Annotated in this window: 11 protein-coding genes; 5 read left to right on the top strand and 6 right to left on the bottom strand. The window is 60.7% G+C overall.

What is annotated here, in order from left to right:
- Positions 1-21: 21 nt before the first annotated feature.
- From VJZ71_11875 to VJZ71_11860, 4 genes are all read left to right on the top strand, one after another.
- Positions 22-600, top strand: a complete 579-nt coding sequence (locus tag VJZ71_11875) for a sigma-70 family RNA polymerase sigma factor (GenBank protein HKQ48759.1) — start codon at positions 22-24, stop codon at positions 598-600.
- Complete coding sequence (locus VJZ71_11870) at positions 597-3,158, top strand: protein kinase (GenBank protein HKQ48758.1); 2,562 nt, start codon at positions 597-599, stop codon at positions 3,156-3,158. Before VJZ71_11875 ends, VJZ71_11870 begins: the two co-directional genes overlap by 4 nt.
- 1,311 nt (positions 3,159-4,469) lie before the next feature.
- Positions 4,470-7,547, top strand: coding sequence for a dockerin type I repeat-containing protein (locus tag VJZ71_11865; GenBank protein HKQ48757.1), 3,078 nt, complete (start codon positions 4,470-4,472; stop codon positions 7,545-7,547).
- Positions 7,548-8,112: 565 nt separating this feature from the next.
- On the top strand, positions 8,113-14,172 hold the full coding sequence (locus VJZ71_11860) for a thrombospondin type 3 repeat-containing protein (protein HKQ48756.1): 6,060 nt from the start codon (positions 8,113-8,115) through the stop codon (positions 14,170-14,172).
- 185 nt (positions 14,173-14,357) lie between these two features.
- Here the strand turns inward: VJZ71_11860 and VJZ71_11855 are convergent, their stop codons facing one another.
- The 4 genes from VJZ71_11855 to VJZ71_11840 all read right to left on the bottom strand — a co-directional run bounded on the left by VJZ71_11855 (position 14,358) and on the right by VJZ71_11840 (position 19,638).
- Positions 14,358-15,851, bottom strand: a complete 1,494-nt coding sequence (locus VJZ71_11855) for a carboxypeptidase M32 (GenBank protein HKQ48755.1) — start codon at positions 15,849-15,851, stop codon at positions 14,358-14,360.
- Positions 15,852-15,930: 79 nt separating this feature from the next.
- Positions 15,931-17,379 carry a DUF4375 domain-containing protein gene (locus VJZ71_11850; protein ID HKQ48754.1) on the bottom strand — a complete coding sequence of 483 codons (1,449 nt, stop codon included), beginning with the start codon at positions 17,377-17,379 and terminating at the stop codon, positions 15,931-15,933.
- A gap of 133 nt (positions 17,380-17,512) precedes the next feature.
- A complete protein-coding gene (locus VJZ71_11845; protein HKQ48753.1) occupies positions 17,513-18,550 on the bottom strand; it encodes a PA0069 family radical SAM protein in 1,038 nt (345 codons plus the stop codon).
- 62 nt (positions 18,551-18,612) lie between these two features.
- Entirely contained in the window at positions 18,613-19,638 is a 1,026-nt protein-coding gene (locus VJZ71_11840) for a hypothetical protein (GenBank protein ID HKQ48752.1), read from the bottom strand.
- 189 nt (positions 19,639-19,827) lie between these two features.
- On the opposite strand from VJZ71_11840, the gene VJZ71_11835 reads away from it, so the two are divergent.
- Complete coding sequence (locus VJZ71_11835) at positions 19,828-22,068, top strand: FdhF/YdeP family oxidoreductase (protein HKQ48751.1); 2,241 nt, start codon at positions 19,828-19,830, stop codon at positions 22,066-22,068.
- Between the two features lie 35 nt (positions 22,069-22,103).
- Here VJZ71_11835 and VJZ71_11830 read toward each other — a convergent pair whose 3' ends face one another.
- Together VJZ71_11830 and VJZ71_11825 are read right to left on the bottom strand one after the other, a co-directional pair.
- Entirely contained in the window at positions 22,104-23,159 is a 1,056-nt protein-coding gene (locus VJZ71_11830; GenBank protein HKQ48750.1) for a protein arginine kinase, read from the bottom strand.
- Positions 23,156-23,665 (bottom strand): UvrB/UvrC motif-containing protein, encoded by a 510-nt coding sequence (locus VJZ71_11825; GenBank protein ID HKQ48749.1) that lies wholly within the window; start codon positions 23,663-23,665, stop codon positions 23,156-23,158. The genes VJZ71_11830 and VJZ71_11825 overlap by 4 nt, the downstream gene beginning before the upstream one ends.
- Between the last annotated feature and the right edge of the window lie 71 nt (positions 23,666-23,736).

The raw sequence follows: 23,736 nt of genomic DNA, 5'->3' as shown, positions 1-23,736 counted from the left end.
GCCGGGTTTATAATGCCGGTCGTGTCCGACACGACTCACGGCAGTCTGCTCTTGCGCGTCCGGGACCCTCGGGACGAGGAGGGGTGGCGGACGTTCTACGACATTTACGCGCCATTGATCACGCGATACGCGCAGGCCCGAGGGCTGCGGCCGGCGGATGCGGAGGAGGTCTTGCAGGAGTGCATGACGGCTCTGGCGCGGGGCATGCGCGACTTTGATTATTCGCCGGAAAAGGGGCGGTTCAAGAGCTGGCTTCGCTCGATGGTGAACCATCAGGTGATCAATTTCCTGCGGCGGCGGCGCGACCGGCAGGCGGGCGAGGAGCAGTTGGCGGTCTTGCCGGATACGGACCCGAGCGTGAGCGCGGTGTGGGACCGGACGTGGCGGGTGCAGCGGCTGACGTACTGTCTCGAACAGGTCCGGGCGGAGGTGGCGCCGAAGACGTACGAGGCGTTTTGCCGGTATGTGCTGGACGAGTGGCCGGTGACGCGGGTGGCGGAGGAGCTGGGCGTCAGCGCGAACGATGTCTATCTGGCCAAGAGCCGAATTACGAAGCGGCTCAAGGATAAGATGTTTGAACTTCTGGGCAGTGATACATGAACGCGAGTGCGCCGAGAGCTTGCCTGACGGAAGCCGAGTTGGAGGAACTCGCCGGAGGACGATTGTCCCCGGGGCGCGAGGCCGAATTGCAAAAACACCTGGAGGGTTGCGTCTCCTGCCGGGGGCGGTGGGAGGAGCGGCGGGGCGATGAGGAGATGTTCAGGGAACTGCGGGCGGCGCGAAATGAACCCGCTGTAGCTGGCGGTGATTCGCCCGGGGCGAATTTGACGCATACCCGCGGGCCGTCCGATGGAAATGTCCCGCCATTGATGCTGCCGCCCGAACTGGCGGTGACGATTGAGGGCTATTCCATCACGCGCGAAATCGGACGCGGGGGAATGGGCGTCGTCTTTGAGGCCATCCAGCAGCGGCTGAACCGCAAGGTCGCGCTCAAGATCCTGCCTGGTTCGTCGGGCTTGCGGGATCGCGATGCCGTCAATCGGTTCCGCCGCGAGGCCACGGCCGCCGCCAGACTCCACCATACGCACATCGTGCCTGTTTATGACTTCGGCCAGTCCGGCGTCGCGCATTACTACGCGATGGAACTGGTCGAGGGGCGGTCGATGACGGACATGATCCGGCGGCTGGCCAATGCGAACGCGCCCGATGCCTCGCCGGCCGAATTGGAACGCCTGTTGTGCGATGCGACCGACATCGAGCCGGGCGAGCCGGGGTCCAGCGGCACTTTTGACAGGTCGGGATCATTTGCCGCGCCGGGATCAAGTGCCGGGTCGTTTTCGCTCACGCGGACGCGGGTGTATTACCGCCATGTGGCGCGGTGGATGGCGGACGCAGCCGATGCGCTGCACTACGCGCACGATCAGGGGATCATCCATCGCGACATCAAGCCGAGCAATCTTCTGCTGGCCCGCGATGGGCGGATCATGATTTTGGATTTCGGCCTGGCCAAGTCGCAGGGGGATCATTCCGTGACGATGACCGGGGCGATCGTGGGGACGCTGCGCTATATGAGCCCGGAGCAGGCGATGGCGAAGCGGATGAAGGTGGATCATCGCACGGATATTTATTCGCTCGGGGCGACGCTGTACGAATTGCTGGCGTTTCAGCCCGCCTTCGCGGGGCACGACGATAAGGAGACGCTGGGGCTGATCATTACGCGCGATGCGACGGCGCCGCGGAAGATTAGCTCGACGGTGCCGCGAGAGCTGGAGACGATTTGCCTGAAGACGCTGGAGAAGGACCCGGGGGCGCGGTATCAGACGGCGCGGGAACTGGCGGAGGATTTGCGGCGATTCATCGACGACCGGCCGATTCTGGCAAAACCGCTCGGTCCTGTTGGCCGGTCGGTGAAGTTCATGCGGCGTCGGCGGGCGGCGACGGTGGCGATCTTTTCCATTGTACTTTTGGGCGCTTCAATAGCAGGAACGGCGAGCTATAAGAGGCGAGCAGCGAGGGCCGAAGAAGAGAGTCGATTGGCCGAGGCAAAGGCAAAAATTGAAGAGGTTGAAAAACTTGTTAGTGTTGGAGTTAGCCACATCAGGAACAATGAGCCAGCGCAGGCGACTTCGGTACTTTCTAAGGCACTATTGATCGATCCCGCCGATTACAGGGCGTTGATGAATCTCGCAATCGCAAAGAAAAACCTTTATGTAGTCACGGCTGACTCGCCAACTTCCAGACGTGAACATTTTCTGGACGAAGCCATCGAGCTCTTTACTAAGGCCAGTGACGTGTCCCCAAACCGTTGGGAGCCTCTGAATCTCAAGGGGGTCGTACTCCGGCTTCGAGGGCGATATCCCGATGCCGTCGATGCGTATGAACAGGGGTTGGAACTTGCGGAACGAACTGCAAGCGAGCTTGAGAAAGACGGCAGGCATGACGAAGCAGGAAAACTCATTGCGGACAGTTTCGCAATGTACGTCAACCTTGCAAACGTCTACATGTTGCAGTATGAATTCCAAAAGGCGGAAGAGTGTCTTTCGAGAGGCGCGCTAATCACAGACTCCAAGGCAGCGACCCTATGGAATAACATTGCTGCAATACAACTTCACTTGCGAAAGACGGAAGCGCTTGATTCCTGTGAACGCGCCCGCAATGCGGAACCTCAAAGCCTTCCCGTTCTCTTGTTGTTGGCGAAGCTTTATTTGACCTTGCCGGCGAAGGAGGACTTCGACCGTGCGCACGACCTAGCGAATACCGTCGATGTCCTAGCCGCAGGTGGTCCATTGGCGGCTGAAATCAAGCGAATCCGGGCTCTTGCAGAACTTAGGGTCGAGAACTATGCAAAGGCAATAGACTATGCGAAGAGCGCGATTGAACTGAACGATCGATCGGCATTCCCTTACTTAATTATGGCGATTGCGCTGGCAAGGACCGAATCGCCGGATGAGGCTCAAAGGGCCCGTGATCAAGCTATCGTCCTTTTGAGGCAAGTCTCCGATGGCTCGTCGGCCATGTTTCCGAAAGTCATGTCAGAGTACTCGGGGGCAGTATGGATTGACAGCATCGCTGACCTAGACGCCTTGCGGGCGGAGGCGGAGAAGCTGTTGGACATGAAGTCGGCGGCGAGTCAGCCGACGAGTCAGGCGGGGGGCTAAGGGGGGCGAGGCTTCGGGTGGGGAGGTTGGGGGCTGTTTCGCCCATGGGAGACTGGTTTGAGGGGAACGGGCGGGTCGATCGCGAGCGCCCGAAAACGGCACGGTGGGCCGGTCGGAAGACTTTCTACTTTCCCTGACAGAATTCTGGAGTCGGGACGAAGGATTTGGTAGACTGGGAGTCAAGCTGGCCGACTGTTCTTGATCTCGCGGCCTCCATTACGTCGTAACGACGATTCCCAAGTCCTGGTGCGAATGTGTGTTAAGTCGGAACCAGAGGGCGGACACATGAGCATGGGAAGGGAGGCTTCAATCGTGACATACTCTGATCAGGGGGTGCGAAGTCGGGCTGCTGGACGTATTTCCGAATGTCGGCTCAAACTTGGCTTTTTGATCGTTGTTTCCGGCGTTTTTCACGGAGGGAACCGTTCATTCGGGCAGTGCGAGTTTGATTGGCGGCCGGGAGAGGGCGTGTGCGGAACCGATGGCAAAGTATGGGCGTCAACGGTCTGGGACCCCGATGGCAAGGGGCCGGAACCTGAGTTGCTCGTCGTGGGCGGGAGCTTCGGAATCGCTGGTGATATATTCGCAAACCACATCGCCGCATGGAATGGTACAAGTTGGGAAACGCTCGGAAGCGGCATGAACGGTACGACTGTTTATGCGCTCTCGGTCTACAACGGGGAGTTAATCGCTGCAGGGGACTTCACCACCGCCGGAGGTGTGTCGGCGAACGGCATTGCCCGGTGGAACGGGATGGCTTGGCAGCCACTTGGCACCGGGATAAGCGGCGGCATAGTGAAAGCGCTTGAAGTTTACGGCAATGAGTTGATCGCAGGTGGGAATTTCACAATCGCTGGCGGAGTTTCAACCGATCGCATCGCGCGTTGGGATGGATTCTCTTGGCAAAACCTGGGGAGTGGAGTGGGAGGAGGATCATCAAACCCCGACGTCAAGGCTCTAGTTACATATAACGGCGAGTTGATTGTCGGAGGCAGCTTCTCCAATGCCGGGGGTGTCACCACAAACAATGTTGCCCGCTGGAATGGATTAAATTGGCAAGCGTTTCCAACAGGCGGTACGAATGAAGACTACGCTCTAGGAGTTACATGCCTCTCCTATTATGCGGGCGAGTTGATTATGGGCGGCGGTTTCACCTCCATCGGCGGTGTTGCGGGGAACACACTCGCACGCTGGAACGGCTCGGATTGGCAAACCTTAATTCCCAATGGATCCACGATTTCTCCTGAAGCACTGCGAGTTTACAATAATGAATTAATCGTAGCTGGGGGCTTCTCTCAAGTTGGGGACGGCGTGGCGGCCAGTAACATTGCCCGCTGGAATGGCACGATTTGGCAGGCGTTGGACACCGGTGTGAACACCGAAGTTGCCACACTTGCTATCTACAACGGCGAATTGATCGCCGGAGGGGCCTTCACCGTCACCGTCGCTGGAGGAGTGGCGCTAAACCGCGTCGCCCGCTGGAACGGCGCGTCCTGGCAAGCATTGAACGTGGGGATAAACAACAAAGTTAACACGTTAGGCGTATTTAGCGGCGACATGATCGCTGGTGGCGATTTCACAAGTATTGGCGATGAGCTTCAGGCCCACGGCATTGCACGGTGGAACGGTGTGTCTTGGGACGTTTTTGGAGGCGGGATGAACCATAGCGTGAATGCTGTAACAGCCTATGGTAACGAGTTGATCGCCGGCGGGAGCTTTACCGCAGCCGGTGGTACGTCTGTCAACCGCATTGCGCGCTGGGACGGCGATTCTTGGAATACGCTTGGCAACGGTGTTTTCTACGCGCCAAACCCCCTCCAAACTGTGGTGTATGCGCTTGCGGATTACAACGGTGAACTGATCGCGGGCGGATTTTTCAGCGGTGCTGGAGGAGATAATTTTGCAAACGGGGTCGCCGCGTGGAACGGAACATCCTGGAGGCGGTTGGATTCGGGGACGGGAGGGCCAGTTCGAGCCCTTGCTGTATACAACAATGAATTGATCGCAGGCGGAGGATTTGAGTCCTTTCCAGGCGGTGGAAGCGCCAACTACATCGCTCACTGGAATGGATCAGAATGGCAGTCACTTGGTGGAGGTGTTGGCGGGTTCGCTGCCACCGTGAACGCACTTTGTGTTTACAACGGCGAGTTGATCGTGGGCGGAGTATTTCAGGCTGCTGGAGGTGTTACGAACATCGGTAATATCGCCCGTTGGAACGGAACGTTGTGGCAGGAGATGGGCAGCGGGATGAACAACAAGGTGAGAGCCCTCACAGTTTATAACGGCGATCTGTTCGCCGGTGGTGATTTTACAACCGCCGGTGGAGTCGCGGCCAACAGGATCGCTCGCTGGGATGGCTTATCTTGGCATCCGCTCACCACCGGTGTGAGCAACTGGATCGAGGCTCTCGGAGTGTACAACAATGAACTCATCGCAGGCGGTGCCTTTAACATCGCCGGTGGGAACATCTCAGGAGGATGGGCTCGATGGGGGTCGCTGGGGGTGTTTTTTGATTGCAACACAAACGGGATACTGGACGCCTGCGAATTTGACGAAGGGAACAGCCTGGACTGCAACAGCGATGGCATCCCGGACGACTGCCAGCAAACGGGTCCGGTCGACAGCCGTTGGATTGGCGGGACGCAGCCACTTACCTGGAGCATCGCCGCCAATTGGTGCCAACCGCTTGTTCCCAATAACGGCACACCCGCCGGTAATACGTACTCCGTCACCATTCCCGGCACTACGCCGGTCTGTACGCTCGATATTTCACCGACGATCAGCGACCTTACTATCCAGGACGGCGGCACTTTGGAAGTAAACGCCGACAGCGGCGCATCGGTGCGCACCCTCGTGGTCGAGCCACCCTTCGAAACGATTCAGAATGACGGCACCATCCGCGCCAAGGACGCCGTGAGACTGCTTCTCGACGCATCCGATATCAATCAGGGGGCAACGGGTGTCATCGAGGCCGTCGGCCAGACGGGTCAGGCCAGCAAGATTCAGATTAACGGCCGGCGCGTCACCGGCGGCACACTTCACACCGAGGGCGATTCGGCGGTCATCGAGTTGCTCGGCGGCGCTGCCCTCGACGGCGTGATCGTCGACGGCAATGTCGTCACCAGCGCGGCCACGGTCAGCGTTCCAACGGGCCAGACCGGCCTGGTCACGGGCACGATTACGAATCTCGGCATCATCGACGTCGCACAGCCCAACTCCAGCGTAGCCACGTTCCTGGCCCCCGGGGATATTGGAGCGCAATTCACGGGATCCGGTTGCGTCATGATGCAAAGCAAGTTCGCTCGGCTCGGCGAGTTCAAGGGCTTTATCATGAACCAATCCGGGCATTGTGTCCAAGGCGCGGGACGAATATTTGGGACCTTCACGAACGAATTCGGAGGCGCGATTGTGGCGTCGATGATTCCCGGTCATCCGACGGATGCGTTGACCATAAACGCGCCGGGTTCCAAGACCAACAACGGCGAGTTTCGCGCCAACGGGCAGGGCACGCTTGTCTTGGCCGACGTCATCACCGGTACCGGCTCTTACGCTGCCGACGGTGGCACCATCGACATCCCCGGCACTACGGCGGTGACCGTGGACGGATCAACGGCGACGGTCTCCAACGGCGGAACATTTCGCGTCGCCGGTCAAGGCAGTCTCAGCCTCGCCAGCCATTTTGAAATCGGAGGCTGCCTAGGCCTCTTCCGGGGTTGCACGCCGCCGGTCTTGTACGTATTGGGAACCGCGACGGTTAGCGTCGGCGGGAATCTCACGATGTCGGGCGACATCGCCGACCTCACCGTCGAGCCCGCGACGACCTTTGAACTTGCCGGGAATTTTGACAACCAGTGTACGAGCCCCATGACCTTTCACTGGGAGACCGGCCCGCTCACGATGAACGGTGCGGCTCCGCAGACCTTTGAGGCCGCCGGGGAAGACTTCGGCCCGCTTGATTCTGCCGGTTTCATCGACAATTTCGCCCTGGGTACGCTGCGAATCGACCCCGGTTGCACCGTCGATGTGCAGAATACCTTTGACAATATCCCCCCGGCCGGTTGCGAGGCTTTGTATGTCGATGCACTCAGCCTCGGCGCGGGCGCGACTTACCGCCTCAACGGCTGCAATGTGTATTACAACACTCTGGTGAAAGAGCCCGGCGCGACCGTCATCCTGCTCAACGGCGCGGCCTTGATGAGCACTGAAGCCGGTGACCTCGACGGTGACGGCGAGGTCGCGAACGATCTCGACGACGCAATCCTGCTCGTCGATCTCCTACTTGGCGGCTCGTGCAGCCCTCCGTGCTTGGCCCTGGCCGACGTAAACGGCGACGGCGCGATCGACGGTCTGGACATCGCCCTGATAACCCGCCTTTTGACCGGCTGGTGAGGAAAAGCAACCTCCAGCTCGCTTCTTGCGGCCAAAAAAACTGAAATTTTTCGTGACAGAAATCCGCCGATCCGGCTGAAGTAGCTGGAGAAGGCAGACTCGTCCTGGCCGTACAGGCCCGGAACGCCTGGGCCCGGCCAGGGCGGTCTGATTTTTCTTCGCTCGGTTTGCGAGGTGACCCGCGCTGCTGTCGGCGGTGAGTCCGCACTCTGGAGCGTGCTTGGGAGAGGTCCGCGTGGCGCGCGCCTCCAGGCATTGGCGACGAATTGACCGCGGAGCGGCACGGCGGTAGTCGGCGAATGTCGGCGCGATCCGGAGCGGAAGGAAAGTGTGCCGACGAGGCCGCCCATGCTTCTTTCCATCCCCTTTCCCGCGAGCCCCCTTGAGCCGCTGTCAAAAGCGCGCTCAGGGGGGCTACTTTATGCGCTGCAGAAAGGTGCCCAGGAATGGCCGCAAACGATGGGCCGGGCGTGGAATTCGGGGCACGTTTGTGATAAACTGACGGTTCGGAGCGGCTTGATCGGGTCAATCTCAAGCGACGAGTAATGGGGGGAGGAGTGAGGCCATGAAACGCTCGTGCCTCGTCATAGGAAGAGGGAGCTTTCTTCCGTCCGCCGATTGGATCGTCCAAGCCCGGTGGAAAATATTCTTGAAGCTCGGGTCGACACAGGTCATTGCCGCCTTGGTGGCCATCGCGTTCGGTGCGAATTCCGCTCGTGCGACACCGGTCAGTTTGATTTCCGGTCCCAGCGGCACGTTCCCTGGCGGGCAGTCGTTCAATGAAACCCGCGGCGTGGACGTGACAGTTTTGTCCGGTACGAATCAGGTATTGTCGTCCATGCGCCTCGATGGTCTGAGTATCGGCTCGGCTACGTCGGCGTTCGTCGGCGCCAGGGTCTATGATAGCGCCAGCACCCTCCTGCTTGCATCGGGCAACACGACAATCTTCTCAAGCGGCCCCGTGACGATTCCGATCTCCGTGACTTTGCAGAGCGGCGCTAGTTATCGCGTGGCCTTCTATGTGGCCACCACTCCCGCGAGTCAGGGAAGCGGCACTTTTTTCGATCCCTCCCCACTGGGACCGGGCGGCATTCCGTATGTCGAATCCCTCGGCCTCTTTAGAGTTAACAGTGTTCATTTAATTAGCACTGATTCCTTTCCATCCAATACCGGCGCCAGCTTGGTAACACAGATCACGCTGGAGGTGGCGCCCGATGTGGACTCTGACGGAGACGGCGTAACCGACATGGTGGACAACTGTCCGAACGATCCGAATTCGGGCCAGGAGGACTGCGATGACGACGGCGTCGGCGATGTCTGCGAGGACGATTGCAACACGAACGGCGTGCCGGACCAGTGCGAGTTTGACACGCAGATTGGAAAACTTATCGGTTCGGATACGGCGTCGGGTGATGCGTTTGGGTTGCAAGTGGCGATTTCAGGCGATACGGCTGTGATCGGCGCCAATCAGGATACGCATGCGGGGGGAACATCTGCCGGATCGGCATACGTATTTGTCTGGTCGGGGTTGGATTGGATACAACAAGCCAAGCTCACCGCGTCGGACGCCGCCACTGGCGATAGTTTTGGCGCGTCCGTTGACATCAGCGGCGATACGATCGTCGTTGGCTCGCCGTTTGACGACGATTTCGGTAACGCATCGGGGTCGGCTTACGTCTTCGTGCGGTCGGCTGGAGTGTGGACGCAACAGGCCAAGCTCACTGCTTCCGATGCGGCTGCGGGGGACCAATTGGGTCGGGCCATCGCCATCGATGGTGAAACGGCGATTGGCGGAGCACCAGGCGAAGATAATGGGGGGGGCTCCGACGCCGGCGCTGCCTATGTCTTCATTCGATCCGGGACGACTTGGAGCCAGCAGGCGAAACTTACCGCGGCCGATGCCGCCGCCGCCGAATTGTTCGGCTCGTCCGTCGCCATCAGCGGAGGCACGGTGCTCGTGGGGGACGAAAACGACGATACGATCGCCGGCACGGACGCCGGTTCGGCCTATGTCTTTACACGTTCAGGCACGCTTTGGACCCAGCAACAAAAGCTGACCGCCTCCGATGCCGCGGCCAGTGATTTCTTCGGCATCGCCGTTTCTCTCTCCGGCAACACCGCGATTGTGGGAGCAAATTTCGACGATCACGCTGCGGGATCGGATGCCGGCTCAGCCTACATCTTCAGCCGATCCGGCGAAACATGGACCCAGCAGCAAAAACTGACCGTGTCGGACGCGGCGGGGAACGACCGATTTGGCATTTCGGTCACGCTGTCCGCCGATACGGCTGTCATTGGGGCAAACCGCGACGATCACGCGGGCGGTACGGACGCCGGCTCGGCATATGTCTTTACGCGAACAGGGGGACTTTGGACCGAACGGAGGAAGTTAACGGCCGACGATGCCGCGGCAAGTGATTTTTTCGGGATTTCGGCGGCGCTTTCCGGAGACACCGTGGTGGTTGGGGCGTGGTTCGACGATCATGCGGGCGGGACCGACGCCGGCTCCGCGTATATCTTCGCGTGGGGCGATTGCAACCAGGACGGACTGCTCGACGAGTGCGAGACGGACACGGATGGTGACGGCCTCATCGATGTCTGCGACGGCTGTCCGAACGATCCGAACAAGATCGATCCGGGCGTATGCGGTTGTGGACAGCCGGATTTGGATGTGGACTCCGACGGGGCCATGGATTGCATCGACAATTGCCTTGGCCTTGCGAATCCAACCCAATCCGATGTCGACGGCGACGGCGACGGTGACGCCTGCGACAATTGCCTCAACATGCCGAACCCGACTCAGGGGGACTGCGACAACGACAGCATCGGCGACGCCTGCGATCCGCTCGAATGCACCTGCGCGCCGAATCTCATCGTTTTTTCCGACGACTTTGAGACCAATCTGGGCTGGACGGTCGGGCCCGACGATGCCAGTACCGGCATCTGGACGCGCGTCGATCCTAACGGGACTGCGGCGCAAACCGAGGATGACCACACTCCGGCGGGAACGATGTGCTTTGTGACCGGACAAGGGTCCGTCGGTGGCGGGGCGGGCGAGGCCGATGTGGATGGAGGCACGACCACGCTGACATCTCCGTCGATCGCGCTACCGGGCAACGACGCCATCATCAGCTATTGGCGTTGGTATAGTAACAATCTCGGCGGAGCCCCCAATGCGGATCTGTTCGTGGTCGATATTTCACCGGACGACGGGGATTCATGGGTGAATGCGGAAACGGTCGGGCCGACGAGTCCCCCCCTCGCGTGGATCCAGCACACGTTCCAGGTGAGCGACATTGTCACAGCCACGGGACCCATTCGCCTGCGCTTCCGTGCGTCAGACCTTGCTACCGGTTCGCTGGTGGAGGCGGGAATCGACGATGTGGTCGTTACGGCGATCGACTGCGACAGCAACGGCACCAGCGACATGTGCGAGCCGGACGCGGACACGGACGGCCTGATCGACGCGTGCGACAACTGTCCCAGCGTGCCGAATTCGACTCAAACGGACACCGACACGGACGGTGTCGGCGACGCGTGCGACAATTGCGTGATCGCGCCCAATCCCGGACAGGAAGATTGCGACTCCGACGGCGTCGGTGACGCCTGCGAGACCCTGCCGACGGCGCGGCTGTACGTGGATTCGGACGCGACGGGGGCCAACGATGGATCTAGCTGGGAGGATGCCTTCCCTGAGCTTCGCGTTGCCTTGCAGGTCGCCAACTGCCCGCCGGGCGACAATATCGTGACGGAGATCTGGGTGGCTGACGGCGAGTACAAGCCGAGCGGCACCGGCGACCGTTCGAAATCCTTCGTGCTGCGCAACGGGCTGGCGATCTTTGGCGGATTTGCGAGCGGCGAGTCGATGTTGAGCGAGCGCGATCCAGAAGCCAACCTCACGGTCCTCACGGGCGATCTCTTGTCCAACGACGGGCCGGATTTCTTTGGCAATGGGGACAACAGTTACAACGTCGTCGAAGCCCCCGAGTCCGCCACGTCGGGCGTAATCTTGGATGGTTTCACGATCACTGCCGGAAACGCCAATTCCGGCGTCTCTGGAGGACCCAATGCGCGCGGCGGCGGTATTTACATTGAAGGTACTCCGCTCATTCGCAAATGCAAAATTGTTGCGAACTCCTGTGGCGACGGCGGTGGCGGGGCATACACCACCGGCACCGGCGGCCTGGCCTTCGTGAAGTGTCTCTTCCAGGGGAATCGCAATACGGATGGGACGTTCACGGGCGGTGGAATGCGGATTGGGGGCGGTTCGGTTGGCGTCATCAATTGTACTTTTCTTAAGAACACGACCGTCGCCAGCGGCGGGGGGATTTCCATCCAGGCGGCGGGTGCATCCGCCAACGTGGTGAACTCCGTCTTTTCCGGCAACGAGAGCAACAACGGATCCGGAGCCGGGATCTATTCGATCGGCACACTCACGGTGACAAACTGTTCGTTTACCAGGAATGATTCGTCGAGTTCGGGCGGCGGCGTGCGCAACAACGGCGGAACGGCCACCGTCACGAACAGCCTCGTTTGGGGCAATACCGCGGCCAGCGCGCCGACGCAAATCGCGGGCACTGCCACGGTAACTTACTGCAATGTCCAAGGCGGGCTTGCGGGAACCGGCAACATCAATGCCGATCCGCTCTTTGCCGATGTCGATGGACCGGACGATATTCTGGGGACCATCGACGACGATCTTCATATCCTCGCGGGTTCGCCCTGCATCGACGCGGCCAACACTCCGGCCGTGCCTCCCGATTCCTCAGATCTCGATGGCGACGCCAACACATCTGAGAGAACGCCCTTAGATCTGGCGGGCGACAAACGCGAGGCGGACGACCCGTATACGAGCGATACCGGTATTCCCGGCTCGCCGGTCGTGGACATGGGGGCCTACGAATACTTCCCGGATTGCAATAACAACGGGATCGACGATGCCGAGGATATCGCCGACGATCCCTCGATCGACAGCAATCCAACGGATGGCGTCATTGACTCCTGCTGCTTCTGCGCTGCCGCAGGCGTTTGGAGCCTTCCGGCGACGTGGAATTGCGGAAGCGTCCCCAACAACGACACACCGCAGTTGGGCGATCGGTACAATGTGAACATTACCTGTCCCGTACCGGCCGTTACGCTGGATATTCCCGTGACCATCGACTCGGTTGTCGTCGAGCCCGGCCAGGCGCTGAACATCACCGGCGGCGATCTGACCATCGACGCGGCCGGTGGTATTCAAAACAACGGATCGCTCACGATCGGGGCCGGCCGAACCGTGTTCGCGCAGGCTTCCAGTACAGTCGGCGGTTTCAGTCCGATTTTCATGAACCACGCTACGGCAATGATCTCATCGGGTCCGTCCAGTGTGCTCACCTGCAAGGGGACGATTACGGGCCAGGGGGTGATCGACGCGCGAATCACCAACAGCGGTTTCGGAGTCATACGGGGTAGCGTGAACGGCGCCACGTTGAGCGTGACGGGATCGCTCGCCAAGGTGAATAACGGACTGATGACGGCGACCAACGGCGGGACGCTGGAGATTATCGATACGAATGTGGTGGGCCTGTCAGGCCGCTACTCTGCGGACGGCGGCACCCTCCGGGTTGTGGACAGCAGCCCGTTCCGCTCTCCACGTGGCAGCACGACAACCGTCGAAGGAACACGGCTCGATTTGTCCAACGGCGCTATTTTTGAGATCGAGGGTTCCGCAGTGGTCGATTTGTCGGGGCCGGTGTCGATTGATTCGGGCGCGACGTTGCAATGCGCATCGGGTGCGAGCGGGTCGTTCAGCGCGGGCAGCATGACGATCAATTCAAGTGGGACGGGAGGTCGGATGTTCCTGACCGAGGTTGTGGCCATGCATGTCGGTGATATGGATTCCATCGGCTGCGGAGCGTTTTTCGCCGCAGGGGATGAGGGGGCAGGGAATGAGGGATTGAGGGACGATGGAATGGCGCCGCGCGGCTGTACCCCACCGGTCCTGAGCGTCAGCGGCGGCTCCAATTTCGACGTGGACGGGGATTTCACCCTGGAGGGCGATGTCGAACTGACGGTGGATTCCTCGGAGCCGGTGACGCTGGCCGGGGACTTTGATAATCACTCGTCGAATCCGGCGATCTTCAACTGGCCGGGGCAACTCACCATGGACGGAACGGCCGTGCAGACCTTCGAACTCGCGGGCTTCGACTATGGCCCGCGCGACCCGGCCGGCTTTGTCGACAACTTCGAGATGGGCACGCTGCGCGTCGAGAGCGGCCGGACGGTCGATTTCCTCAACGCCTTCGACAACCTGGCCGGCTCGGGTTGCGAGGTCCTTTACGTCCAGACGCTGAGCCTGGGCAGCGGCGCGACCATCCGGCTGAACGGCTGCTACGTCTATTACGATGTGCTGATCAAGGAAAGCGGCGCAAGCGTGCAACTACAGGGCGGGGCAGTGATGAGCATCCATGCGTGCGATCTGGACGACAACGGGGCCGCGGACCTGACCGACGCGGCGGTGTTGGCGAACTATCTGGTGGGCGGCGCCTGCGATGCGACGTGTCAGGCGAGGGCCGACGTGAACGGGGACGGGGTGGCGAACGGGCAGGATATTGCATGGATGGTGCGAGTGTTGACGGGCTGGTAGCGGCCGGGGCGATTCAATTCCATACCAGTAGGATCAGAATGTTCACAACCAGAAGAAACGCATGGATTGTCGAGAGCGAAGATAAGTGCGGTATGCCGTCCACAATCGGTAGATGAACACGAACAGTGCCATCAATAGCAACACAACTTCGTAGTTATACCGTTACAAAGAGGAGACGGCGGGCGCTACAGGCCGTAAATCGGCGAGAACTTGGTGCGAAGATAGTCCATGAAGGGCTCGATGGACAGCGGGGCGCCGGTCACGCGCTGGACAAGTTCGGCCGGGCGGTAGCGCTGACCGTGGGCGTGGATGTTGGTTCGCAGCCAGTCGAGGAGCAGGCGGAAGTCGCAGCGCCGGATGCGGTCGCTCAAATCAGGGATTGCTTTACGGGAGGCGGCGAAGAACTGGGCGGCGTAGAGATTGCCCAGGGCGTAGGTCGGGAAGTAGCCGAATGCGCCCATCGACCAGTGGATGTCCTGGAGGCAGCCATCGGCATTACTCGGCGGGGTGAGGCCAAGCAGTTCGCGCATCTTTGCGTTCCACGCCTCGGGGACGTCGCGGACTTGCAGGCGACCGGCGATCATCTCGCGCTCCAGTTCGAAGCGGAGGATGATGTGCAGGTTGTAGGTCACTTCATCCGCCTCGACGCGGATGAGCGAAGGTTGGACGAAGTTGATCGCGCCGTAGAAGGCGTCGAGCGGCACGTCGCCGAGGGCTTCGGGGAAGGCGGAGCGGCAACGGTCGTAGCGGCCCTCCCAGAAATCGCGGCTGCGGCCGACGAAGTTCTCCCACATCCGCGATTGTGACTCGTGGATACCGAGGCTGACGGCATTGCCCGCGGGGGTGAACTGGTGTTCGACGGGCAGGCCCTGTTCGTAGAGACCGTGGCCGGCCTCGTGCAGGACGCCGAAGAGCGAAGGCGAGAGGAAGTCCTCGTAATAGCGGGTGGTGAGGCGGACGTCGCCGGGACCGGTGCCGCTGCAGAACGGATGCTTGGAGACGTCGAGGCGACCGCGCGTGAAGTCGAAGCCGATGGCGGCGGCGAATTCGCGGCAGAGGGTTTCCTGGGCGGCGCGGGGAAAATGGCGGTGCAGGATGGAGACGTCGGGCTTGCGCTTGGCCTGGGCGATTTTTTTCACGAACTCCGAAAGCGGGCCGCGGAGCGAACCAAAGACCTTTTCCACGCCCGCCGCGGTCATGCCGGGCTCGTATTCATCGAGGAGGGCGTCGTAGCGCTCGCCGGAGTAGCCGACGAGGTCGGCGACCTGACGCTTAAGGTCCAGCAATTCGGTGAGATGCGGGGCAAAGGGGTCGAAGTTGGATTCGGCCCGGGCCTTGCCCCAGGCGTCCTTGGCGAGCGTCGAGGCCTTGGCGATCCGGCGGACCAAGTCCACGGGAATCTTTGTTGCCCGGTCGTAGGATCGACGGGTCTCGCGGACATTGGTTCCGGCAATGGGATCGAGTGACCCGACTTCGAGATTGGCCAGCAGTTCGCCGATCCGCGGGTTGGTCCGCCGCTCATGGGCCTGACCGGCGATGAAGGCGATCTGCTCGGCTCGCGTGGCGAGACCGCCGGGCGGCATGAAGGTCTCGCTGTCCCAGTCGAGCAGGGCCTCGACAGAGCCGAGGATTCCGGCTTCGCGGATGAGCGTAAGAAACGATTGATAGAGCGCGGTCATGGACGAACTATACACGGTAGATTGTGGACAGACCACTCAAAAGCCATCAGGCAGATAGCCTCGGCGCGCCTGAACGTACTCAGTGGAAATGCTCGGCATTTTTGGCAGCGTAAAGCAGGAGCCGGACATATCGCTGATCCTCATCTTTGAAGAATTCGTCGTCCAGCGCATGTAAGTCCGCCTCACGTTCATCGATAATTTTGGAGAGTTGTTCCTGTCGTTCATCGCGATCTGCGCTAGGCCCATCGGGTCCAAAGAAATCTACGGCTTTCTGAAGTAGCTCAAACGTCGTGTTTACATTCATCGCACGGAGCCCCGCGAGCGCAGTTCGCCAAAAATCTCCGGCTGAATTGAAAAAATATTGGCTGAATCCGCCATTGTTTACTTCGCCTTCAAGCCCGTAAACCGCGTGGAGAAACTGCTGCGGTTCGGTCATGCGGTCCCAGCCCCGTGCGTCAATCAAATTAGAGGTGTGTGCAAGTGGATCGATGACTCCGTTTATCGCGGCAAAGGCTTCGGCGGCATAGTGCTGAATCAAGGTCGAACCCGCATCCAGGTACCGAGTTATCCTGGCCTCCACGCCGCGTATTCTCTGGCGGGCCTGCGCATTCAACAAAAGTCCGATCACTTCCTCGCGGCGACGGTCGCCATTCGGTTCGCCCAATTCATGATCGAGCTGTGCGAGAGCTTGGGGTGGAATATCAACGCGCTCTTTAAGGAGAGCTCGTAGAATCGGAACCAGCGACGGATTGGAAAAACGCCAGACGGGATCGCTGGTAATGATCGAGAGAGCCCGGCTGCGGTCTGCGCGGAGCATCGCCTGAGCTGGTTTGCTTTCAAATTGAAATTCTTCCCAAGTTAGGTATTGCTGCAGATCGTCGAATATCGCGGTTAGGAATTCTGGAGACGCTGTCTTGCGCTCGATTGCATGTTGAAGGCCAATGAAGACGTAATCCACTATTTTTGCATTGCCTTCAAGCAGAAGCCTCTTTATTGTGGCCGCCTGCTCCGCCGCCCCGAGGGAGGTCAGTGCCATGGCGGCCTCCTGCCGTATCCGAATATCGCTGTCGAACGCAAGATGCGTCATCGCCTCAGCCATTCTCGCATCGCCAAGGCGTCCTAGAATCGATAAGACTCGATCGATCGGAACAGTCGCAAAGGCCGAATCTTTCGGACGGGAGTAGGTAAGGAAGCGGGAATCTCGGAGAGCGTCAACAAGGAAGGGAACACATCTTGGGCCAACCTTGCGCAGCCAGGAAGCCGCGCGTTGTGCCTTCCTGTCATTTAATAGCGCAGAAACCTCCGCGCGAATCTGGTCGTCGGTTACTCGCCCAGGATCAGGGTCCTCGAACAGCCCGTCCTGCGCGGCTCGACGGTAGAAAGAAGTCGGGTCGCGGAGCCAGTCACGAAAACCCGGACGTTTGCGGTCTTTCGCGCGCACCAAAAGAATGACAATGATGGTGCCGATGAGAATCGCTGCGATCCAGATAATGCTGCGCACGGCCAACCCTCGGTAAGCGCTAATCATACACTATTTCCTTGCAGTGCTACTTGTTGGCAAGCGTCTCCCGGTTCAGCGGTTCATGCGCCGCTCGATCCGCGGGCTTGCGCCACGCGGCTCTGACGGCAGCGGGGGCACGTCCATCCAAACGGGGATCGCCCTAGGCGAAGTCAAAAGTCGCCTGGCCCGTTGCCGCTCTTGGAGCGGGCATCGCCGGTCCATCGGCCTCCTTCTCTCGACGGCGAGAATTCAACCCAAAACGTTCGACGGAGAGTCGAAACAAGCCTTGAATGCTCCGCCAATATTCGCCGTCGCCCCGCATGCGGTTGCCAAACCGGGAATCGTTCAATTGGCCGTCGCGCATCTCGCGGATGCGCGATTCCACGCGTTGGGCACGAAGCGGCAATACCGCTTTGAGCCGCTCCATGAAGACGGCGGCGACGCTGCCCGGGAGCCGAAGCGGCACATATCCGGCCGACGACGCGCCGCTCTCCGCAGCGCGGCGCAGGACCTCGGGGATCTCCTGGTCGTTCAGGCCGGGGATGATCGGGGCCACCATGACGCCGACGGGGACGCCCGCGTCGGTCAGGCGGCGCATGGCCTCGAAGCGCTTGGAGGGCGGCGGGGCCTGGGGCTCGATGAGCCGGGCCAGCTTGTCGTCGGCGAAAGGGATGCTCTGATAGACCGTCGCTCCGACAGCCCGGTCAAGTTGCGAAAGAAGCTGGGCATCGCGCATGACGAGGAAGCTCTTGGTGATGATCGAGACGGCGTTGCCCATTTCCAGGCAGACTCGAAGGCACTCTTGCGTCAGCTTGTAGGTCACCTCGATCGGCTGGTAGCAGTCCGTTACGCCGGAGAAACAGATCGGCTGGCCGCGGAGTTTGGGCCGGGCGACCTCCTTGCGGAGAAGCTCGGCGGCATTGATCTTGGCGACAAGCTTGGTGTCGAAGTCCGTCCCCGCACCCATGCCGAGGTACTCGTGGTAGGGCCGGGCGTAGCAATACGCGCAGGCGTGTTGGCAGCCTCGGTAGGGGTTGACCGACCAGCGGAAGGGGATATCGGGACTATCATTCTCGGTGACAAGGCTCTTGGCATGCTCCTCGTAGATTTCGACCTTGACCGGCGGCGGGGGGCCGAGGAATTCGCGATATTGGCTTTCGTAGGGGTTGGGCGGGTTGGCGACGAGTTTGAGGGCCATTACCAAAGTATATTCGGTATTTGTTAGGATGGCAAGGCCGACATTCGAAAGGCTACCCCCGATCAGTTTGTGACCGGGTCGCCGGTGTAAACGACTTCAAAGTCGTGGCCCTTGACGTCGCCCAGGGTGCTCAGTTCCTCATCGTTCCAGCGCGAATCCGGCGCCCCGGTAATATACCAATTGGAGCCGTTGTCGGCCACGAACATGCCGTAGCGTTTGAGCCCGCGGAGGATCACCTGCACCGTCGTCGGAAACTGCGACACGTCGAAATCGGCCTTCAGGCGAACACGCAGGCCCATTGGAGGTCGATTCGCGTCGGTGGATGAGCTGGCGAAATGGCGGGCGGGGGAGATATACGCCCTTTGCGTGTGCGCGACCGTAAAACGAAGCGCGTGATGGAGTTCGCCCTCTTCGACGATTTCGTCATAACGCGCCAGGCCGGGGAAGATGGGCAGTCCTGCGGCATCCGCGGAGGTCCAACCGGCCGGGCGGAGCGCGTTAGACGTCAGATCGAAGATCGCCCCGGAGCCGGCGGTCCACCCACCGGCGGAGGGATAGGCGTAGAAAAGTTCGTAAAGTAACCGATTGTCGCGATCTATGACGATGATATGCCGGTCGCCATCGGAGTCCGCGCCGCCTTCGATCGGTGCGTCCGGCGGAATCGGATAGGGCCCCGGGTCGCTTTGGTTGGCGTAGTCGAACGAGACCGGCACCCTGGGTTGGTCGCCACCGACCACGACATAGGGGATTCCAATAGGCGCGCCATCCCAGACCGTGCCGAAGTCGGGGTGCAGGCCGGTATTGAGGCCCATGGAGGCGAGGTAGTTCGCTGAATTGGGATGCACGGGAAGGGCGGAGATGTCCTGATTCCAGGGATTATCGTCTGGAAAAATTTGCAGGGACGAGAGATTGGCCGCTGCGGAGTTAACGGGGACGATTTCGGTATCGTCGCCGTTGGTACGCGGAAGCGACCCGTCGAGCAAGGGCGGCGTCGTACATCCAGGGTAAAAGACGACGCACAGGCTCGCCATCGTCGCGACGAGGATGCCTGGATAGGCCCTAACTCTGGATGAATAAATGGAGTTCATGCGCGCAGCTCTTGCAAATCTTCGAATATGACGGTCGCTACGGCAAGCGGAGGAGAGGAGTCGTTTGGATTCAGTGAAAGCGATGGCATATGCGGACTCGACAGGCCCCGTAACATCCGCGCTGGGTTTTTATTGAAGCGGTTATGATGTCTATGGTGTATTTCTGAGTCGATGAGTCGCAGGTGATCGATGCAGCGTCCCCAATCCGGCGGCGGGTGGCCCGCTCTTCAATATGTGCTGGACCTGGCCGACCGTGTCGGCTGGCGGCGGTTATGGCGCGCGGTGCGGACGAAGAACGCGTGCAAAACCTGCGCGCTGGGCATGGGCGGGCAGCGCGGGGCGATGCGGAACGAGGCGGGGCACTGGCCGGAGATCTGCAAGAAGTCGTTTCAGGCGATGGCCGCGGACATGCAGGACGGTCTGCGACCGGAGTTTTTCCGGCGGTACAGCCTGGCGGAGTTGCGGAGCCTCTCTGCTCGCGAGCTTGAATCGGCAGGGCGGATTGTGCAGCCGCTCTACGCAGGGCCCGGCGATACGCATTATCGCGTCATTGAGTGGGACGAGGCGTTGGGGCGGGTCGTTGAACGATTTAAGGCGGCGACTCCGGAGCAATGCTTTTTTTATTCCAGCGGCCGCTCGTCCAACGAGGCTGCGTTTCTGCTGCAACTTTTCGCGCGGCTTTTCGGCTCCAATCACGTCAGCAATTGCTCGTATTACTGCCATCAGGCCAGCGGCGTGGGGCTTTCGGATTCGATCGGGACGGGGACGGCGACGGTCACGCTGGAAGATGTGGAACATGCCGACCTCGTTTTCCTGATCGGGGCCAACCCGGCCTCGAACCATCCGCGGCTTATGCGCACCTTGATGAAGATCCGGCGGACGGGCGGTCACGTCGTCGTGATCAACCCCCTGCGCGAGGTCGGGCTCGTCAACTTCCGCGTCCCTTCAGACGTGAGGAGCCTGTTGTTCGGCAGCCCCATTGCCAGCCGATACCTTCAACCCCATGCGGGTGGCGATCTCGCGCTGCTGACGGGCATTGCCAAGGCCGTACTGGAGCGCGGGGCGATCGAAGAGGACTTTGTTCGCGACGCGACCGAGGGGTGGGAGGCATTCCGCGAACATCTTATTGGGCTGACGTGGGAAGCGGTCGAGCAGGCGGGCGGCGTCGAGCGAGCGGCGATAGAGGATGCCGCAGCGCTTTACGCGAACTCCCGCAACGCCATCTTTGCGTGGACAATGGGCATCACCCATCACGAGCATGGCGTCCAGAATGTTCAGGCGATTGTCAATCTGGCACTGATGCGCGGAATGATCGGGCGACCGCATGCCGGGTTGCTGCCGATCCGCGGGCATAGCAACGTGCAGGGTATCGGCTCGGTGGGCGTCGCGCCGAAACTCAAAGAGGCCGTATTTCAGCGGCTCGAGTCGCACTTTGGCGTGCGGCTGCCAACGACGCCGGGCCACGACACGATCGGTTGCCTGGAGGCCGCCGAGCGCGCGGAGATGAAGCTGGCGTGGTGCATCGGCGGCAATCTGTTTGGGGCGACGCCCGACGCGGGGTTTGCCTCGCGGGCGTTGGGCCGAGTCGATACCGTTGTGTACGTCAACACGATGCTGAATACGACGCACGCGTGGGGGCTCGGCCGGGAGACGATGGTCCTGCCGGCGCTGGCCCGCGATGAGGAGTCGCAATCGACCACGCAGGAGTCGATGTTCAACTACGTCCGTTTGAGCGACGGAGGCACGCCGCGCCATCCCGGCCCGCGAAGCGAATCGTCGATCATCGCGGATGTCGCGATCGGCGTGCTGGGCGAGGGCGGGCCGGTCGATTGGCGGGGGATGAAGGATCATACGACCATTCGGGAGGCGATCGCCAGGATCGTACCCGGCTTCGAGCCGCTGGCGGACATCGATCAGACGAAGCAGGAGTTCCATATCGGCGGTCGCGTCCTGCATACGCCGCGATTTCCCACAGCCTCCGGGCGCGCCCGATTTCGCGTGCATGAACTTCCGTCCGCTCACTCCAACGGGCGGTTGCGGCTCATGACGATACGGTCCGAGGGACAGTTCAACACTGTGGTGTACGAGGAGGAGGATATCTATCGAGGCCAGGACCGGCGCGACGTGATCCTGATGAATCGCGAAGACATCGAGCGGCTGGGGCTGCGCGTCGACCAACCGGTCGTCGTGCGCAGCGAAGCCGGGCAGATGGAGCGAATTCTAGTACGCGAATTCGACATTCGTGCGGGCAATGCAGCCATGTACTACCCTGAGGCGAATGTCATTGTGCCGCGGCGGATCGATCCGCGGTCGCGGACGCCGGCGTACAAGTCGGTTTGGGTGGAGATTTCCCCGCAGCTCGACGGCGCGGTCTCCTTAACGGTTCAGCGATCTGAGATCGCGAAACGGCGGGAGATGCATGCGTGTTGACGGAGGCGGAATAGGACTGATGGGGTCATTTGGTCCTATGTTTTCGCCAGCCGCTTGCGAATCAGCTCGGCGCGGGCAATGCTGCGCTGTTCGCCGTTGAGCCGGCCGCCGTGCAGCTTCTGGAGGTGGGCGGGCTGGGTCAGCAGGAAGAGTTCGTTAACCGTCTTCATATCGACCGTCTTGATCCGGCCCAGGTTAATGCCCATCCGCAGGTGCGAGAGATGCAACATGGTCTCTTCGCTGCTGATGGTCCGGGCATTTACCAACGTTCCGTAGGAGCGCCAAACGCGGTCATCCAAAGCAAGCGTCTTGTCCTGCACCAGCGTCTTTCTGGCGCGATTCTCGTAGTCGATGATCTTGGGGATGACGAGGTGCTTGAAGTCGTTGACGATTTCCTCCTCGGTTCGGCCAAGCGTTACCTGATTGCTGATCTGGAAGAAGTCGCCGGTCGCTTCCGTCCCTTCACCGAAAAGACCGCGAACGGCGAGGCGCATGTCGCGGGCGGCGCGGAAGACGCGTTCGATCTCGCCGGTCAGCTTAAGCCCCGGCAGGTGCAACATGACGGAGACGCGAAGCCCCGTGCCGACGTTGGTCGGACAGGCGGTCAGGTAGCCGTACCGCGCATGGAATGAGAAGTCGATCCGCTCTTCGAGACGATCGTCGATCCGGGAAATCTCCTCCCAAACTTCATCGAGTTGCAGGCCGCTGCGCAGCACCTGGAGCCGGAGATGATCCTCTTCGTTGACCATGACCGCGACGGATTCATTTTTGGAGACGGCAACGCCGCGGCTGCCGCGCGAGTCCGCATGTTGGCGGCTGATCAGGTGCCGCTCGATCAGGATCTGCTGATCGAGTTCGTCGGTCTTGGCCATCTCAAGGTAGGACCACTCGCCGGCGGTGGCCTTCTCATCGACGTTGCGGCGGATGATGGTGGCCAATTCGGCCCGTTGTTCTTCCGACGCCTTGCTGAGGAAGGGATAACCGGCGATGTTGCGCGCCAGGCGGATGCGCGAGCTGATGACAATGTCGGACATCGGTCCGACGCCGCGGAGCCATTCCCCTGATTGCCTGGCCATTTCGTCAACGATCATTTTTTTTCCAAAGTGCTGATGCGATCGCGGATGCGGGCGGCCTCTTCGTACTGCTCGTCGTCCACCGCGCGGTTCAGTTCCTTGCGCAGTCGAATCAAATCGGTCTCCACTCGTCCCGGCGCGCCGGGATCGGCGTGCTTATGAGGCGTCTTGCCGATATGGTGGCTGGCGCCTTCGTGGGCCCGCTCGATGAGCGGCAGGAGGGCTTTTTCAAAGGCCTCGTAATCGTGGGGACAGCCCAAGAGGCCGCTGTTGCGAAACTCGACAAAGGTCAGCTTGCAATGCGGGCAGGCCAGATCGGCCAGCTGTTGGACGATACTCTTCTGGAGGACCAGACCGCTGAGAATCTCGCTGACGGGGACGGTCGCGGGTACCTTCGGCAGGACGCCTTCCTGCTGGGCGCATTCGTCGCACAGGTGGCGCTCGCGCTTCTCCCCCGCTGGAGTGATATCCGTAAGGTGAACTGTAGCCGGCTGCTTCTTGCAGGCCTGACAACCGAGATTCATCGTCGATTCAACCTCTCTGGGAGGCCAGGACGGTCCGAAAAATATTAGACCGCCTACATTTTATCGTCAAC

The organism is Phycisphaerae bacterium (genome assembly GCA_035275405.1).
Classification (GTDB): Bacteria; Planctomycetota; Phycisphaerae; order UBA1845; family UTPLA1; genus DATEMU01.
The sequence above is the reverse complement of the archived record's forward strand: the minus strand, read 5'-3'. Positions and strand labels throughout refer to the sequence as shown.

Excerpts from the sequence above, each read along its gene's own strand:
- VJZ71_11870 (HKQ48758.1), top strand. The coding sequence starts at position 597 with ATGAACGCGAGTGCGCCGAGAGCTTGCCTGACGGAAGCCGAGTTGGAG.
- VJZ71_11860 (HKQ48756.1), top strand. The coding sequence starts at position 8,113 with ATGAAACGCTCGTGCCTCGTCATAGGAAGAGGGAGCTTTCTTCCGTCC.
- VJZ71_11855 (HKQ48755.1), bottom strand. The coding sequence starts at position 15,851 with ATGACCGCGCTCTATCAATCGTTTCTTACGCTCATCCGCGAAGCCGGA.
- VJZ71_11850 (HKQ48754.1), bottom strand. The coding sequence starts at position 17,379 with ATGATTAGCGCTTACCGAGGGTTGGCCGTGCGCAGCATTATCTGGATC.
- VJZ71_11845 (HKQ48753.1), bottom strand. The coding sequence starts at position 18,550 with ATGGCCCTCAAACTCGTCGCCAACCCGCCCAACCCCTACGAAAGCCAA.
- VJZ71_11840 (HKQ48752.1), bottom strand. The coding sequence starts at position 19,638 with ATGAACTCCATTTATTCATCCAGAGTTAGGGCCTATCCAGGCATCCTC.
- VJZ71_11835 (HKQ48751.1), top strand. The coding sequence starts at position 19,828 with ATGCAGCGTCCCCAATCCGGCGGCGGGTGGCCCGCTCTTCAATATGTG.
- VJZ71_11830 (HKQ48750.1), bottom strand. The coding sequence starts at position 23,159 with ATGATCGTTGACGAAATGGCCAGGCAATCAGGGGAATGGCTCCGCGGC.
- VJZ71_11825 (HKQ48749.1), bottom strand. The coding sequence starts at position 23,665 with ATGAATCTCGGTTGTCAGGCCTGCAAGAAGCAGCCGGCTACAGTTCAC.